The sequence below is a fragment of the Actinoplanes sp. NPDC051537 genome (assembly GCF_055586105.1).
The window spans coordinates 140162-154378 of sequence record NZ_JBVJIU010000001.1 but is presented as its reverse complement, the minus strand read 5'-3'; the positions used below and the strand labels follow the sequence as shown (position 1 = coordinate 154378).

Here is a 14217-nt window from a genome sequence, read left to right as displayed (position 1 = left end):
GCCTTGCCAGGTAACGGCTACGGAGACCAGACAATGGGCGTCTAGACTGCCGGTTGTCGGCAATGACCGGCGAGAACACCCGGCTCGGGAGGCATGGTGCGGTGAGCGGCGTCGGACGGCAGCGCGGCGAACGCCGGCCGGTCACCCCCGAGGCGGGCGACGCCTGGCTGGTCGGTGTTGCCGAAGGGGCCGCCCACGACGCCGGCGGGGTCCCGGTGGAGCTGCTGGGTGACTATCTGCCGCTGCTGGTCGACGCGGCGACGTACGGGCGCCGCGCCGAACGCGATGAGCTCGAGGCGGTGGGTCTGCTCGGCCGGCGCGCCGCCGAGCAGGGCATCTCCGCCGGCCGCGTGGTGCAGCTCTACCTGTCCGCGGCGCGGCGGCTGTGGAACGACCTGCCGATGGTGGTGCGGTCCCGTGACCGGGAGGCGGTGCGGGCGGCCGCGGCGGCGGTGCTCCAGGTCGTCGACGACGCGGTCGCGACGCTCGCCGAGGGGTATGCGGTCGCCCGGCGTGACCTGGTGCGCCGGGAGGAGTCACTGCGCCGGGAGCTGATCGACGACCTGCTGCGCGGCGACTCCGACCTGGGCACGCTGGTGGAGCGGGCCGAGCCGTTCGGATTGGATCTCGCCCGGGTGCATCAGGTGGTGCTGGCCGAGCCGGGCCGGCGGCTGCCGGACGCGGACGCGGCGATCAGCGCCCTCGAGGCGGTGGTGTTCGACCGGCTGGGCGACCGCGACGTGCTCGTCGCGACCAAGGACGGTCTGCTGGTCGTGCTGGCGCCGGCCGAGCCGGGCGTGGCCGGCCGGCTGTCGCCCGCTCTCGCCGCGGCCGACGAGCTCGGCCGGCTCGTGCACCAGGAGCTGAACCGGCTGTCCCGCGGGCGTCCCTGGCGGGTCGCCGTCGGCCGGCCGTACCCCGGCCTCTACGGCATCGCCCGCTCGTACGAGGAGGCCCGCGAGGCGCTCACCATGGCCGGCCGGCTGCACACCGAGGCCCCGGTCGTCAACGCGCAGGACGTGCTCATCTATCGCGTCCTGCTGCGCGACCAGCCGGCCATCGTCGACCTCGTGCAGGCCGTGCTCAGCCCGCTCGGCCGGGCGCGCGGGGGAGCCGGGCCGCTGCTCGACACCTTGCACGCCTACTTCGACACGGGCGCCGTCGCGACCGAGTCGGCGAAGCGGCTGCACGTGTCCGTGCGGACGGTCACCTATCGCCTGGACCGGGTCAAGAAGCTCACCGGCTACGACCCGGCCGACCCCACGCACCGATTCACGCTGCAGGCGGCGGTGCTCGGCGCCAAGGTCCTCAACTGGCCCCAGGAGCCGCTGCCCGATCCGGCGTGATCCGAAGCCGTCCCGTCTACGCTGAACCGTGGAGAGCGACGGCGCCGGGATCGGGAGGTCGGACGTGGACGTGCTGATGCCATCGGCGTTCATCGGGCACGGCAACCCGATGAACGCGCTGGAGGTGAATCGCTACACCACGGCGTGGCGGGTCTTCGGCGCCTCGGTGCCGCGCCCGCGGGCGATCCTGGTGATCAGCGCGCATTGGTACATCAATGCCACCGCCGTGACGGCGATGCCGAGGCCGCGGACGATCCACGACTTCTACGGGTTCGCGCGGGAGCTTTTCGAGGTGCAGTATCCGGCGCCGGGGCTGCCCGAACTGGCCGCGGAGGTCAGCGACGTCGTCCATCCGACCTGGGTCGGCGCGGACCTCGACAGCTGGGGCATCGATCACGGCACGTGGTCGGTTCTGACGCATGCCTTTCCCGACGCGTCGGTGCCGGTCGTGCAGCTGAGCATCAACGCCGACAAGCCGATGGACTATCACTTCGAGCTCGGCGCGAAGCTGGCGCCGCTGCGGCGGCGCGGCGTGCTGATCGTCGCCAGCGGCAACGTCGTGCACAACCTGGGCGGGATGGACTGGAAGCTCGCCGACGACGGTTACGACTGGGCTCAGCGCTTCGACGAGGACGCCAAGGTCCGCATGCTGACCGATCCGAACGGATTCGCGAGCCTCGACTCGCATCGGGATTACCGCCGTGCGGTGCCGACGCCCGACCATTTCATCCCCGCGCTGTATCTCGCCGGTCTGGCCGCCGCGGACGACGACGCGGACACGTCGGTGCTGGTGGACGGGTACGCGTACGGGTCGTTGTCGATGACGGCCTACACCTTGGGTCTGTCCTGCCCCGGCGCCGCGGGGCTCGGCGGCTCCTCGAGCCCGCCCGCCGGCCTGCCGCCCGACGGCTCCAACATCTGACCGGGGCGGCGGTCGTGGCCCAAGCGGACGGGGCGGCCCGTGACCGCGCTCGCGGCCAACGTCCTGCTTTGCCGGCGGCGCTCACACGGTACGCAGTGGGTTGCCTGCGGGTGGGCGCGAAGCCGGCCGGGCGGAATCGCCTTGTGGCAGTCCTCGCAAACGCCATAGGTGCCATCGGACATCCGCCTGAGCGCCTGCGCCGTCTCCGCTATCCGCCGGCGGACGGACGCCGTCCGCGCTGCCTCGGTGCGCATGTCACGGCCGAAGCGCTGTTTGAGCGCGGCGTGCACCGTCATCCGCGTGAGCCGCGCAGTATCCACCGCGAACTGCTCCTCGAGCATGCCGCGGAGCAACTTCGTCGAGTCAGGAGTAGAGACAGGCAGATCGTTGAGCGTCGTGGTCACGATGCCTCCGAAGGCGTGAGTCGCCGTCACCCGGCTACCGGCGCGGCGCCGGCGGGGTGACGCAGCAATGACATGGCCGCCCGGCCCGCTCCTTCCAGCGCGACAGTGCGCGGGGAGGAGGCCCTATGCACACGTATGTGCAGCGACCGGGACAGGACCGCGGCCAGGGTGGGGTGAGCGGCGCCGTCGCCGACCAGCAGAATGCCTCGGGCCATTGCCCGAAGCAGATCCGCCGCGTGGGGGCCCGTACGCAGCTCGTCGACCGCTCCGGCGACGTTGTCGCGGATCAGTTCCACTGGGCCGAATCGCGGGACGTCCCGGGTGCCCACCTCGGTGCGGTGGGCGGCAGTGACCTGACCGTCGACGAGTAGGGCAACTTCGGTCAGTTCAGCGCCGACGTCGACGAGCAGCAAACTCGCCGCGGCCGCGCCGCAGCCGATGGCAGCGGCGCGCACGGTATCCAGGAACAGCACTCGGGAGGGTGCGAACACCGCGTCGAGGACGTGCCGGACTGCCTCCTCGTCGGCCTCGGTGGCCAAGACCGGCCGGCAGGTCACGACCGTTCCGCCGGCCGCGACCGGTTCGAGGTGACCGCGGACCATGTCCGACAGCAAGTGGATGCAGCCCTCGACGTCGACGATGCGTCCACGCCGCACCGGCGTACCGGACAACGCTCCGCTCGGAACGGTGATCGACCCGCGGTCGGCCGTCCATAGGCGGGCAATACTGCTGCCGATATCCACCGCGACGGCCCCGGGCTTTGCCGACACGCTCACTCCTTCAACCGAGGTGCTTCTGATGGCGTTGCGCGGCGCCCCGACCCAAGCCCGGGCCGGTCGCGCTTCCGCCATCGCCGGCGCCGCCGGCCGGCCGGGAAGGGATCGGCACTGAACGGATGGGTTCGACCGGCCTTGGAGCGAACCAGGTCGGTGTCGTCGAAGTCGTGCCGGATCCGGTCGACCACCTCGGTGATCCCCGGGACGGCTGTGGTGAGCCGGACGGCGATGGCGGCGGTCGACCGCCGGCCCACCGCGCCGCTCAGCGTGGCGACGCCGTTTCGCACGCTCACCCGCACCTGCTCCGGGCGAATCCACAACCGGCGGCGCAGCACGTCCTCGACCTCTCGGCGTACCCGCGCGTCGGCGCCAACAGTGCTCCTCTCGTTCCTCATCAACTCCATGACACTGCCCTGCATGTCGACTCCCTTCCGGACCGCCGCGGCCCCGCCACGCATAGGCAGGTTGCCTGCGGCGGGCGAGGTGGCTTGAATCAAGCATCACCACCCGGTCGTCGAACGACCACGGTCAGCGACGGCGAGTAAGTGCGTGGTTGATTGCCGACCATCGGCAGATTGCGGTTGACGCGGGTGGTGCCACTCGCTCGTGCCGGACAGGTGAGCACACGTGCCCGCCGGGGGCGCTGGTGCTGGCACACCAGGGTGCCGGCGTCGCAGAAAGCTCTCGATGACGCCGTCCGGGTGCAGCAGAAGCGCAGCGCCGCCGGGCACGGAGGTCGCCCACTGTCGGCATCGTCCAAGCCCGATCAGCAACTACATGGCTTGCGGTGCGGTAGCCGACGGCCCAGCGGTCCCGAGCTAGCGACGGGTCAGCCGGCCTGCGCGTCCAGATCGCGTACGGCGAAACGAAGGTGTTCCCACTCCTCGTTGAGGATCACGTGCAGGCCGTGGAGGACGGGCTCCTGACGCTCCGGTGACCACGCGGTCGGTCGGGGCTCGGCCAGCAGTTGCGGCGTGACGGTCGCGAGGAAGTCGCGCACCATGGCCTGCCGCTCGGCCCGCACCCGGAGCACCTCCTTGAAGGTGGGCCGCTCGGTGCTGAACAGCGACATGTCGAAACCGTCGGTCTCGTACTCGGAGTGCGGCTGCCCGAGGGGGTGGAAAGGTCGCGGTCGCCGCAGGATGGCCCGGCCGAGCCAGGCGTCGGTGGCGAACGCGAGATGGCGCAGGGTCTGTGCGAACGACCACTCGCCGGCGATCGAGACGTCGACGCTGCCCTCGGGCATCGCGGCGTATGACAAGTACGCGGGGCTTCTACCGCACCACCGGGAACACGAGATGGGTGACCCGGTCGCCTTGGACGCACTGCGTCGGGTTGCCGAGCTGGACGTCCTCCGCGGACAGCTCGCCGAAGAAGGGCCGGTTTCCCGCGCCCATCACCACCGGCACCAGGTCGATGGCCACCTCGTCGAGCAGCCCCAGCTCCAGGCACTGCCGGGCGATGGTTCCGCCGGAGACGGCGACGGTCGCGTCGCCGGCGAGCTCCTGGGCGCGGGTGATCGCGGCCTCGACCCCGTCGGTCACGAACGAGAACGGCGCGTCGGGGTGGGCGTCGACCCAGTCCTGCGGGACCCGGTGCGTCACCACGACGACCGGGACGTCCAGGGTGTGCCGCCCCTGCCAGCCGTCCGCCACGTCGAACAGCGTCCGGCCGCAGACGAGCGCGCCCAGCGAGGGCACCCATCGCCGCCAGTGCTCCGCGCTCGGCGGCGAGAGGTGGACGGTGAAGTCCCCGGCCGGGGTCGGCATCGCGACCTCGCCGTTCTGCAGCCAGTCGAACAACCGGCCGATGGAGTTGTCCCGCTTGGCGACGTAGCCGTCGAGCGACATGTTCGCCTGCGCCTGCACGATGCCCATGGTGTGTCTCCTCAGGAGTTCTGGCGGCGGTAGATGTGGACGACGATGCCGCTGGGGAACGGCGTGGCTTCGACGAGCTCCAGATGCCGTGATCGCGGCAGCTGGCCGAACAGGGTCTGTCCGCGGCCCAGGGCCAGCGGCTGGACCAGGAGGCGGTACTCGTCGATCAGGTCGGCCGCGGCGAGCGCGCCGGCCAGTCCGGCGCCACCCCAGACGACCACGTCGTGGCCGGGCTCGGCCTTGATGGCGGCGATCTCGGTCGCCAGCTCGCCCCGCGCGACCCGGGTCTCCGGCCAGCCGGCCTCGGCGTCGCTGAGCGTCTTGGAGAACACGACCTTGGGGATGTCATTCATCGGCGACGCGTAGGGGCTGTCGGAGTGCGGCCAGAAGGACGACATCTCCTGGTACGTGACCCGGCCCATCAGGTGGGCACCGGCCCCGCTGATGCGGTCGAGCTTCCACTTCTTCAGCTCGTCGCCTTCGGGGATGGCGGTCCCCGGATGCTGACGGTCGCTGCCGACGAACCCGTCCAGCGACATCGACATGTACAGGATGACGTCTCGCATGATTGCCTCTCCTCGTCACAGAACTTCGGACAGCCGGTCCATCGAGTCGCGCACACCGTTCTCCATGCCGCTCGCGACCATCTCGTCGCGTTCCTCGACCGAGCCGAACACCTGGCGCATGGTCAGCCGGGTGCCGCCGCCGACGCCCTCGAATCGCATCGTCTGCAGGCTGACCTGGTCGGGCCGGCCCTCGTACTCGAAGGTCTGCACGATCAGCCGGTCCGGCACGACCGCGTGGAACACGCCGCGGAACCGGAACTCGCCGTCGGGGCCGCGGTGCACGTAGCGGTAGCCGCCGCCGGTCCGCGCGTCGAGTTCCACCACTTCCATCCGCATGCCGCGCGGGACGAGCCAGAGCGCCACCAGCTCGGCGTTGGTGTGCGCCCGGAACACCAGCTCCGGCGGGGCGTCGAACTCGCGTACGACATCGACGTAGGGAGTGCCGGGCTGGGTGGTGATCGTCGTCGGGTTCATCTCTGTTGGTCCTTCAACGTGTCGAGGACGTCGTCGAGGCGCCGGTACTGCGCCTCGACCGCCAGTCGGTGGGTGTCGATCCAGCTCGTCAGCGCCTCGAGCGCCGCCGGGTCCAGGCGGCAGGGCCGCCGCTGGCCGTCCCGGCTCCGGGTGATCAGCCCGGCCGCCTCCAGCACCTGGATGTGCCGGGACACGGCCTGTTTGGTGATCGGGAACGGCGCGGCGAGCTCGTTGACCGTCGCCTCGCCGCGCGACAGCCGCGCGATCATGGCCCGCCGCACCGGGTCGCCCAGCGCGGTGAACGCCCGGTCGAGCTGCTCGTCGTCGGCCTTGTCAATCGGCATGTTTATCAACCTAGCACTTTATCAACTATCTGGTTGACTATGCCGAGAGGAGCCGATCCTGTCAAGGGCGGCCCGAAATGGGAGAACTCGAAGAAATGCCCTCATAGCCTTCCGGGGCAATCCCGACCTTGGAAGGACCGCCATGACCTCCGTCAACGGACTGCCGGCGCACATCCTGCTCGTGCACGCGATCGTCGTGCTCCTGCCGCTGGCCGCCCTGCTGCTCGTGCTCACCGCGTTCTGGCCGGCGGCCCGGGCCCGCCTGGCCCTGCTCAACGCGATTCTGTCGGTGGTCGTCGTGATCCTCACGCCGCTCACCACGAGCGCGGGGGAGTGGCTCGAGCGCCGGGTGCCGGGGAGCGCCCTGCTGCACGAGCACACCGAGCTGGGCGACACCGCGATCTTCTACGCGATCCCGATCGCCGTGCTCGCGCTGGCGATCTGGTGGCGTGACCGCGAGGCCCGCGACACGTCCGGCCGGCGATCCTGGCTCGCCCCGCTCTCCACCGCGGTGACCGGCGTCGTCGCGGTGCTCGCCCTGGCGGTCGCCGCGGCCGGCGTCTACGGCGTCTACCGGATCGGCGACTCGGGGTCGAAGGCGGCCTGGACCGGCAACTTCAGCGCCACCACGACCGGCGGCCACGATTGACCGCGGCTCACGTCGCGGGCGGTGAGACGGGGAGCCGGATGGTGAGGACGGCGCCCCCGCCCGGGCCGTTCGCGGCCTCGATGGTGCCGCCGTGGCCGGTGATCACCTCGCGGGCGAGCGCGAGGCCGAGGCCGAAGCGGCGGTGATCGTCGTGCCCGCGGGCGAAACGGTCGAAGAGGCGGTCGGTGTCGCCCGGCACGAACCCGGTGCCGTCGTCCCGCACCACCACCTCGACCCGCGCCGGATCGCCGAGGCGGCCCAGCTCGATGCCGATGTGACCGCCGTCCGGGGTGTGGCTGAGGGCGTTGTCGACCAGCGCGGTGAGCACGCGGCGCAGGGCCGCCTCCCGCCCGTGCACGATCGAGGGCTGGTCGGGGTCGCCGCCGAGCGAAAGTTCGATGCGGCGGGCGTGGGCACGCTCCTGGAACGCGCCCACCACGCCGTCGGCGACCACGCCGAGATCGACCTCGGTGCCGGCCTCCGCGCGGTCCGCGAGGTGGGTGGAGAGCAGCAGGTCCTCGACGATCTCGCCGAGCTGGCGGGTGCCGGCCAGCAGGCGGCGGACGTCGGGCTCCAGATCCCCGGCGGCGGCGCCGGACCGCAGATCCCGGTCGAGCAGCTGGGCGCGGGTGTGCAGCTGGGCGATCGGGGTGCGCAGCTCGTGGCTGGCGTCGGCGACGAAGCGGCGCTGGCGGGCCAGGGCGTCGCCGAGCGGCGCGGTGGCCCGGCCGGCGAGCAGCCAGCCGGCGAGCGCGGCCGCGGCGAGGCCGAGCAGCTCGGCGGCGCCGAGCGCGGCGAGCAGGCGGCGGGTCTCCGCGTTCTCGGCCGCCATGCTGCCGACGACCTGCACGGTCGTCGTTCCGCGGCGGCGGGTGACGACGAGGTGGTCGCCGTGCTGGGTCTGCTCGGCCGGACCACCCGCGCGGACGCGATCGAGGGCCGCGCGGTCGGGAAAGCCGGCGGGGGCGTCGTCGGTGGCGGTGAGTCGCCCGGCGGCGTCCAGCCGGAAGATCCAGCTGCCGGCCGGCGGGTCGACGACGTCCTCCTCGGTGGCCGCGGTCTGCCGGACCGAGGCGGCCAGGGCCGAGCGCTCCTCCCGGTGCACGACGAGCAGGGCGACCGCGCCGACGAACAGCAGGATCAGGGCGATCGCCACGGTGTTGCGGATCGCCAGCGTCCGGCGGGCCCGTCGCAGCAGGTCGCGATCGGGGTCGGGCCGGCTCACAGGCGGCCGAGCCGGTAGCCGGCGCCGCGCACCGTCGCGATCACGCCCGGGCCCAGCTTGCGACGCAGGTAGTGCACGTACGTGTCGGCCAGGGTTTCGGTGGCGGACTCGGGGAAGACGGCGGCGACGATCTCGCGGCGGCTGTACACCCGGGCCGGGTTCTCGGCGAGCAGGCGCAGCAGGTCGCTCTCCCGGCCGGAGAGCGCGACGAGCATGCCGTCGTCGGTGGTGACCGTGCGCGTGATCAGGTCGAACTCCGCCTCCCCGAGGGCGACGACCTGGTCGGTGGGCGCGGCCGCGCGACGTAGCAGCACGCGTACGCGCGCAAGCAGTTCCTCCAGCTCGAACGGCTTGACCAGATAGTCCTCGGCGCCGCCGTCCAGCCCGGCGATCCGGTCGGCGACCGTGCCCAATGCGGTGAGGAACAACGCGGGCGCCGGTACGCCACTACGGCGCAGCCGGCCGAGCAGGTCGAGACCTTCGATCGCCGGCAGCCCCCGGTCGATGATCAGCGCGTCGTAATGGCGGGTCAGGGCCCGGTGCAGCCCGGCCTGGCCGTCGCGAGCGAGGTCGGCGTCGTAGCCGGCGCCGGCGAACGCGCGTACCAGCAGGTCTCCGAGCTCTCCGTCGTCCTCGACGACCAGGATGCGGGTCACCGTCCCACTCTCGCAGGCGGCGAGGCTCATGCGAAGTGCGCCGCGTCGAGCGCGGACTGGAGCGAGCGCAGGTAGCCGTCGCTGGTGTAGGTGGCGCCGCCGACCGTGTCGACGTGGGCGCTCTGCGCGGACAGCACCTCGCCGCGCAACTGGGGGAGGGCGTACCCGTTGATCTCGAGGTCGCGGTCGTTGCCGTCCGGGGACCGCAGCGCGCGTACGTCCGTGATCCGGTTGTTCTGGATCTTGACCTGAACCTGAATCGGCCCGTAGCGCGTGCGCACCACCGAGCCGGCGACGGTGAGCGACTTACCCGGCGCGCCGGAGGGCGGCGGGGCGTCATCGGTCGTGACGACCACGGGCGTGCCGGTCGCCGCGCCTCCCGCGCCCAGGCTCGTGCGGTAGCTGAACAGCAGCACGACCGCGGCGATCGTCGAAATGATCCAGAGGGTCACGCGGCGCATGCGTGCCGCCCGGTGGTCACCATGCGAACTCCTCGCTGTGAATGCGATCGGCGGACACTCCGGCCGCGCGCAGCTCGGCGCGGACGGTGGCCATCCAGGCCGGCGGACCGCAGACGTACGCCTCGCGGCCGGCCACGTCGGGCACGATCAAGCGCAACGCGCCGGGAAAGTCGTGGGCGGCCGGCAGCCACGAGCCGGCCGGGGATCGTGGGCCCTCGAGGTAGACCACCCGCACCCGGCGACGCCGCGCGAGCAAGTCGAGCTCCGCCCGGAACACGGCCTCGCCCCGGTCGCGGACCCGGTAGAGCAGGGTGGCGCCGGGCGCGCCCAGATCGTCGAGCAGCGCCCGCATCGCGGTGATGCCCACCCCGGCGGCGATCAGCAGCGGCGGCCGGCCGGTCGACCGGGCCGCGGTGAGCGCGCCGTACGGGCCCTCGATGAGCACCCGGGTGCCGGGCCGCAGCGAACGGACCCGCCGGCTGCCGTCGCCCAGGTCCTTCACCGTGATGCGCAACAGATCCGGCGACGGCCCGGCCGACAGCGTGTACGGGTGTGCCCGCGACCAGCCGGGGCCGTCGAGGAAGCGCCACAGGAAGAACTGCCCGGCCCGGACCGGGAGCCGGTCGAGGCGGCGCCCGCGCAGGTAGACCGAGACGACGCCGGGGCTCTCGACGACCACATGGTCGACGCGCGGCCGGTGGTAGGCCGAGCGCCACAGCGGCAGCGCCACCCGGAACGCGACCACGGCCAGCAGCGCGCTCGCGTACAGACTCCACCAGTAGGCGGTGGCGAACGGCGACACGGTGAAGTCGGCTCCGGTCCACAGCTGATGCGGCAACGCGAACCCGACGCCGAGATAGGCGTACAGGTGCAGCAGGTGCCAGGTCTCGTAGCGCTGCCGGCGGCGCGCCGCCCGCACGGAGAGCACGACGACGGCCGTCAGCAGCAGCGTGCCGGCCGCGGCCAGCAGCATGCCGGGATAGGTGGCGACCATGGTCCAACCGGTGCCCAGCAGGGTCGATCCGCCCGTCCGGGCGTAGCCGGCGGTGATCAGCACGACGTGGGCGACCATCAGCCAGAACGAGGTGAAGCCGACGACCCGGTGCCACCGGGCCAGCGCGTCCTGCCCGAAGCCGCGCTCCACCCACGGGATGCGGGCCATCAGGAGGACCTGGAGCAGCAGGAGATCCGAGGCCACGAGCCCGGTGACCCGGCCGAGGGCGGTCATCGGCTCGTCCCGGTAGCCGCCGCCGGTCAGCCACAGGACGACCGCGATCAGGACGCTCAGCACGGCGGCCGTCGCGGCCAGCCGGGCCGGCCAGCGGCGCGGCGGCGGAACCCGGGTGCCGCCGGAGCGGGCGAGATGAACCCGGCCGATGGCGAGCGTGCTCGATGCGTTCACCCGGGCAAGTCTGCGAGGCGAGGATGGGAGAATTCGAAGAATCGTCCGGGAGGAGCGGCGGTGCGCACACATTCCGGTGAGCCGCACGACGACAACGTGTCCGGCCGGCTGAACTGGCTGCGGGCCGGGGTGCTGGGCGCCAACGACGGCATAGTCTCGACCGCCGGCCTGGTCGTCGGCGTGGCCGGGGCGACCACGTCGGCCGGCCCGATCCTCACCGCCGGCGTGGCCGGCCTGGTCGCCGGCGCGGTGTCGATGGCGCTCGGCGAGTACGTGTCGGTCAGCAGTCAGCGCGACACCGAGCGGGCCCTGCTGGAGAAGGAGCGTGGCGAGCTCGCCGATTTCCCCGAGCAGGAGTTCGAGGAGCTCACCGCGCTGTACGAGGCGAAGGGGCTCAGCGCGGCGACCGCCCGGCAGGTGGCCCGGGAGCTGACCGACCGAGACGCCTTCGCCGCGCACGCCGATGTCGAGCTCCATCTCGACCCGGACGAGCTGACCGATCCCTGGCAGGCGGCCGGCGCCTCCGCCGTCGCGTTCACGACCGGATCGGTGCTGCCCCTGGTGGCGATCCTGCTGCCGCCACCCGCCGCCCGGGTGCCGGTCACCTTCGTCGTGGTCGTCGCCGCGCTCGCCGCCACCGGCTATCTGAGCGCCCGGCTCGGCGGCGCCCGCCCGGCACGCGCGATCCTGCGGCTGGTGCTCGGCGGCGCCATCGCCATGGTGGTCACCTACGGCATCGGCGGGCTGGTCGGCGCGGCCGTCGGCTGATCTTCGGAGAACCGGCCCGTCGGCCGTAGCGGCCGCCGGAACCACCGGGCGAGCAGGACCGCGCCGGGGACGACCGTGAGCCAGGTGAACGCGATGGCCGCGACCTCGTAGCGGTACTCCAGGTCGAGGCCGTACCGCAGGGCGAGCAGGGGCAGCGCGAGCACGGTGAGCGCGCCGCCGATCAGCAGCACCCAGCGCAGCCCACGCTCGAGACCGGAGGCCGACGGGAAGGCCCCGGCGGCCGCCACCAGGGCCAGGCCGAGCAGCAGGTAGCCGAGATCCTCCAGGGCGATGAACACGCCGTGCGGGTTGTACTGCGAGAACAGCGCCAGCCCGCCGGTCTCGCCGCGGCGCAGGCTCGGCTGCAACACGGCCAGCTGAATGACGTAGTCGGCGAGCAGCACGGTGGTGGCGGCGGCGGTCAGGATGACGGCGACGCCGCTGAACACGCGGGCGGCGGGCGCGACCTCGTGGTGGACGCACACCAGGAGCACCGCAACCAGGAGCACGAACACCGATTGCGGGTAGAGCCACCAGTAGTCGCGGGTCACGAAGGCGGCGGCATCGGTGTACGGATAGAGCAGGCACCCGCCGGCGCAGAACGGGCCCGACCGGGGCGGAGTGGTGACGGCCGTGAGGGCGGCGACCAGCCCGGCCAGTGCGGTGGCCACGGCGACCAGGGCGCCCGGCCGTGCGGTGACGGGGACAACGATCTGACGCATGGCATGCGCCTCCTTGCCTAACCGGATCCGTTCCGGCCAGACTGGCCTCCCGCGCACCGGACCAACAGGGTCGTTCGGCCCCGGCCCGCCCCCGCAGGAGTCTCAGGGACGGCTTTCCGTGAGCATCGCGCGGGCGATCGCCGCGACGCCGGCGGGTGAGTCCTCGATGATCATCTCTTGGACGGAGCCGGAGCCGCGGATGCACAACGCGGCACCGCCCGCAGCCGGGCCAAGGCGGCGGTGATGTCGGCGGTTGTCGCCACCCGCGGGTGCTGCCGCGCGACGCCGATCTCGAACGGGGTCCCGGCGGGCTGGTGGAAGGCCGCCTCGACCGTCGGCAGGCAGCGGGCCGCGTCGAAGTCGTAGTGGTGATCCGCGTCGACCGGCCCGGGCCGGCGAAGAGCCAGCCCTGGCCCCACCGGGCGCCGAGTGAGCGGGCAACCCACCAGGTCGTCTTCGGTCTCGATCCGCTCGGCGACCACGATCGCGCCCGTCCGTCGCACCTGGGCGCGCACCGCGGCGCAGACCGTCGCGGTGTTCCCGGCGGCCGGGTTCCGGATCAGGCTGAGATCAAGCTTGATCACCTCCGGGTCGAGCAACGGCAGGAACGCCAGCGACATGGGGTCGATGCCGACATCGTCGAGCGCCACGGCGTTTCCCCACTGATGGGCCTGGCCCGCAATGCGCAGCAGGCTGCCGGGTACGGTCGGCAGCGCGCGCTCGGTGAACTCCAGGACCTCGCGGAACGGCAGCCCGGCGCCCACCAGCTCGATCAGGCGGGGCGACAGCGGCTGGTTCAGGACGGCCGGCTCGACGTTGACGAACAGCAACGGCGGCGGCGTCGGCGACGCCACGGCGTACTCGAGGGCGCGTTCGGCGCACAGCAGGTCCAGCGGGCCGAGCAGGCCGGCGTCGCGAGCGGCGCCGAACAAGGCGTCCGGAAATTCCAGGCTGGTGCCGGCCGGGCCCCGAGCGAGAGCCTCCAGCCCGACGACCGCCCTGCTGGCCAGGTCCACGATCGGCTGGAATCGCGGCGTCACCAGACGGTGGGCCAGCACCGCGCCGATGGTCAGCTCGGACGCCGACGCTACGGCCGGCGAGTACGCGGTCCGCAATCCCTGATCCTCCTCGGCGTCATCGAGCTGCCCGATCCATCGGCAGCCCGGCGGCCGGCTGAAGGAGTATGCGAATCAGGGACGCAGCTATCGGGGGATTCCTGTGCGGCAGGTGAGCGGCGTAGCGTGCGGTTTCGAACGTGCGCCCGGAGGAGGCCGCCGATGCAGGCCGTGTCGATCGGCGCCGATGCCGCCGGCGGACTCGAGGTCGTGTTGCGTGGTGAGCTCGATTTCACCAACGCCGGAGAGGTCTCGGCCGTGATCCGCGAGGCGCTCACGGAACGTCACCCCCCAGGCGGTGCGTGTCGACGTGGCGGAGGTCAGCTTCCTGGATTCCTCCGGCATCGGCGTGCTGGTCAACGCCATGCAGGCAGCCGAGGACATCGCGGCGGCGTTCCGGGTCGAGAACCCCCGGTACAAGATCTTCGACCAGCTGCGCATGAGCGGACTTCTGGAGCCGTTCGGTCTGCCCGACTCGTCTTGGTGATGCGGCGGACGCGCTATGGACCC

At 72.3% G+C, this 14217-nt stretch carries 19 protein-coding genes; 5 read left to right on the top strand and 14 right to left on the bottom strand.

The annotated features are described in order from the left end of the window. Positions 1–101 precede the first annotated feature (101 nt). On the top strand, positions 102–1346 hold the full coding sequence (locus tag ACZ6TB_RS00670) for a PucR family transcriptional regulator (RefSeq protein WP_465549045.1): 1245 nt from the start codon (positions 102–104) through the stop codon (positions 1344–1346). A 28-nt stretch (positions 1347–1374) separates the two neighbouring features. Further along, complete coding sequence (gene ygiD / locus ACZ6TB_RS00665; protein WP_465549043.1) at positions 1375–2268, top strand: 4,5-DOPA-extradiol-dioxygenase; 894 nt, start codon at positions 1375–1377, stop codon at positions 2266–2268. Here the strand turns inward: ygiD and ACZ6TB_RS00660 are convergent. The 8 genes from ACZ6TB_RS00660 to ACZ6TB_RS00625 form a co-directional block, all read right to left on the bottom strand. Further along, complete coding sequence (locus tag ACZ6TB_RS00660) at positions 2175–2450, bottom strand: TraR/DksA family transcriptional regulator (RefSeq protein WP_465550270.1); 276 nt, start codon at positions 2448–2450, stop codon at positions 2175–2177. The two genes, ygiD and ACZ6TB_RS00660, sit on opposite strands and share 94 nt — an antisense overlap. A gap of 248 nt (positions 2451–2698) precedes the next feature. Continuing rightward, on the bottom strand, positions 2699–3442 hold the full coding sequence (locus ACZ6TB_RS00655; RefSeq protein ID WP_465549041.1) for a rod shape-determining protein: 744 nt from the start codon (positions 3440–3442) through the stop codon (positions 2699–2701). Between the two features lie 2 nt (positions 3443–3444). Next, positions 3445–3843: a BON domain-containing protein gene (locus tag ACZ6TB_RS00650; protein ID WP_465549039.1), complete on the bottom strand. Its 399-nt coding sequence runs from the start codon at positions 3841–3843 to the stop codon at positions 3445–3447. Positions 3844–4277: 434 nt separating this feature from the next. After that, complete coding sequence (locus tag ACZ6TB_RS00645) at positions 4278–4694, bottom strand: DinB family protein (protein ID WP_465549038.1); 417 nt, start codon at positions 4692–4694, stop codon at positions 4278–4280. Between the two features lie 28 nt (positions 4695–4722). Then, on the bottom strand, positions 4723–5325 hold the full coding sequence (locus tag ACZ6TB_RS00640; RefSeq protein ID WP_465549036.1) for a dihydrofolate reductase family protein: 603 nt from the start codon (positions 5323–5325) through the stop codon (positions 4723–4725). Between the two features lie 11 nt (positions 5326–5336). Next, positions 5337–5891, bottom strand: a complete 555-nt coding sequence (locus ACZ6TB_RS00635; protein ID WP_465549034.1) for a dihydrofolate reductase family protein — start codon at positions 5889–5891, stop codon at positions 5337–5339. A gap of 15 nt (positions 5892–5906) precedes the next feature. Further along, a complete protein-coding gene (locus ACZ6TB_RS00630; RefSeq protein WP_465549032.1) occupies positions 5907–6365 on the bottom strand; it encodes an SRPBCC family protein in 459 nt (152 codons plus the stop codon). Further along, a complete protein-coding gene (locus ACZ6TB_RS00625; protein WP_465549030.1) occupies positions 6362–6709 on the bottom strand; it encodes an ArsR/SmtB family transcription factor in 348 nt (115 codons plus the stop codon). Before ACZ6TB_RS00625 ends, ACZ6TB_RS00630 begins: the two co-directional genes overlap by 4 nt. A gap of 142 nt (positions 6710–6851) precedes the next feature. Between ACZ6TB_RS00625 and ACZ6TB_RS00620 the strand changes: the two genes are divergently transcribed. Next, the gene (locus ACZ6TB_RS00620; protein ID WP_465549028.1) at positions 6852–7358 is read left to right on the top strand and encodes a DUF2231 domain-containing protein; all 507 of its coding nucleotides are present in this window, start codon (positions 6852–6854) and stop codon (positions 7356–7358) included. Positions 7359–7365: 7 nt separating this feature from the next. Here the strand turns inward: ACZ6TB_RS00620 and ACZ6TB_RS00615 are convergent, their stop codons facing one another. Genes ACZ6TB_RS00615 through ACZ6TB_RS00600 form a run of 4 tightly spaced genes read right to left on the bottom strand, consistent with a single transcriptional unit; the run spans position 7366 to position 11102 of the window. Beyond that, positions 7366–8583 (bottom strand): sensor histidine kinase, encoded by a 1218-nt coding sequence (locus tag ACZ6TB_RS00615; RefSeq protein WP_465549026.1) that lies wholly within the window; start codon positions 8581–8583, stop codon positions 7366–7368. Then, positions 8580–9239: a response regulator transcription factor gene (locus tag ACZ6TB_RS00610; protein ID WP_465549024.1), complete on the bottom strand. Its 660-nt coding sequence runs from the start codon at positions 9237–9239 to the stop codon at positions 8580–8582. Before ACZ6TB_RS00610 ends, ACZ6TB_RS00615 begins: the two co-directional genes overlap by 4 nt. A 26-nt stretch (positions 9240–9265) precedes the next feature. Next, on the bottom strand, positions 9266–9700 hold the full coding sequence (locus tag ACZ6TB_RS00605) for an FMN-binding protein (RefSeq protein WP_465549022.1): 435 nt from the start codon (positions 9698–9700) through the stop codon (positions 9266–9268). Positions 9701–9716: 16 nt separating this feature from the next. After that, entirely contained in the window at positions 9717–11102 is a 1386-nt protein-coding gene (locus ACZ6TB_RS00600; RefSeq protein ID WP_465549020.1) for a ferredoxin reductase family protein, read from the bottom strand. A gap of 60 nt (positions 11103–11162) precedes the next feature. Between ACZ6TB_RS00600 and ACZ6TB_RS00595 the strand changes: the two genes are divergently transcribed. Beyond that, on the top strand, positions 11163–11870 hold the full coding sequence (locus ACZ6TB_RS00595) for a VIT1/CCC1 transporter family protein (RefSeq protein WP_465549018.1): 708 nt from the start codon (positions 11163–11165) through the stop codon (positions 11868–11870). Here ACZ6TB_RS00595 and ACZ6TB_RS00590 read toward each other — a convergent pair. Together ACZ6TB_RS00590 and ACZ6TB_RS00585 are read right to left on the bottom strand one after the other, a co-directional pair. Further along, positions 11831–12592, bottom strand: coding sequence for a hypothetical protein (locus ACZ6TB_RS00590; RefSeq protein ID WP_465549016.1), 762 nt, complete (start codon positions 12590–12592; stop codon positions 11831–11833). The two genes, ACZ6TB_RS00595 and ACZ6TB_RS00590, sit on opposite strands and share 40 nt — an antisense overlap. 170 nt (positions 12593–12762) lie before the next feature. After that, positions 12763–13707, bottom strand: coding sequence for an EAL domain-containing protein (locus ACZ6TB_RS00585; RefSeq protein ID WP_465549014.1), 945 nt, complete (start codon positions 13705–13707; stop codon positions 12763–12765). A 298-nt stretch (positions 13708–14005) separates the two neighbouring features. Between ACZ6TB_RS00585 and ACZ6TB_RS00580 the strand changes: the two genes are divergently transcribed. Then, positions 14006–14194 (top strand): STAS domain-containing protein, encoded by a 189-nt coding sequence (locus tag ACZ6TB_RS00580; RefSeq protein WP_465549012.1) that lies wholly within the window; start codon positions 14006–14008, stop codon positions 14192–14194. Positions 14195–14217 lie beyond the last annotated feature (23 nt).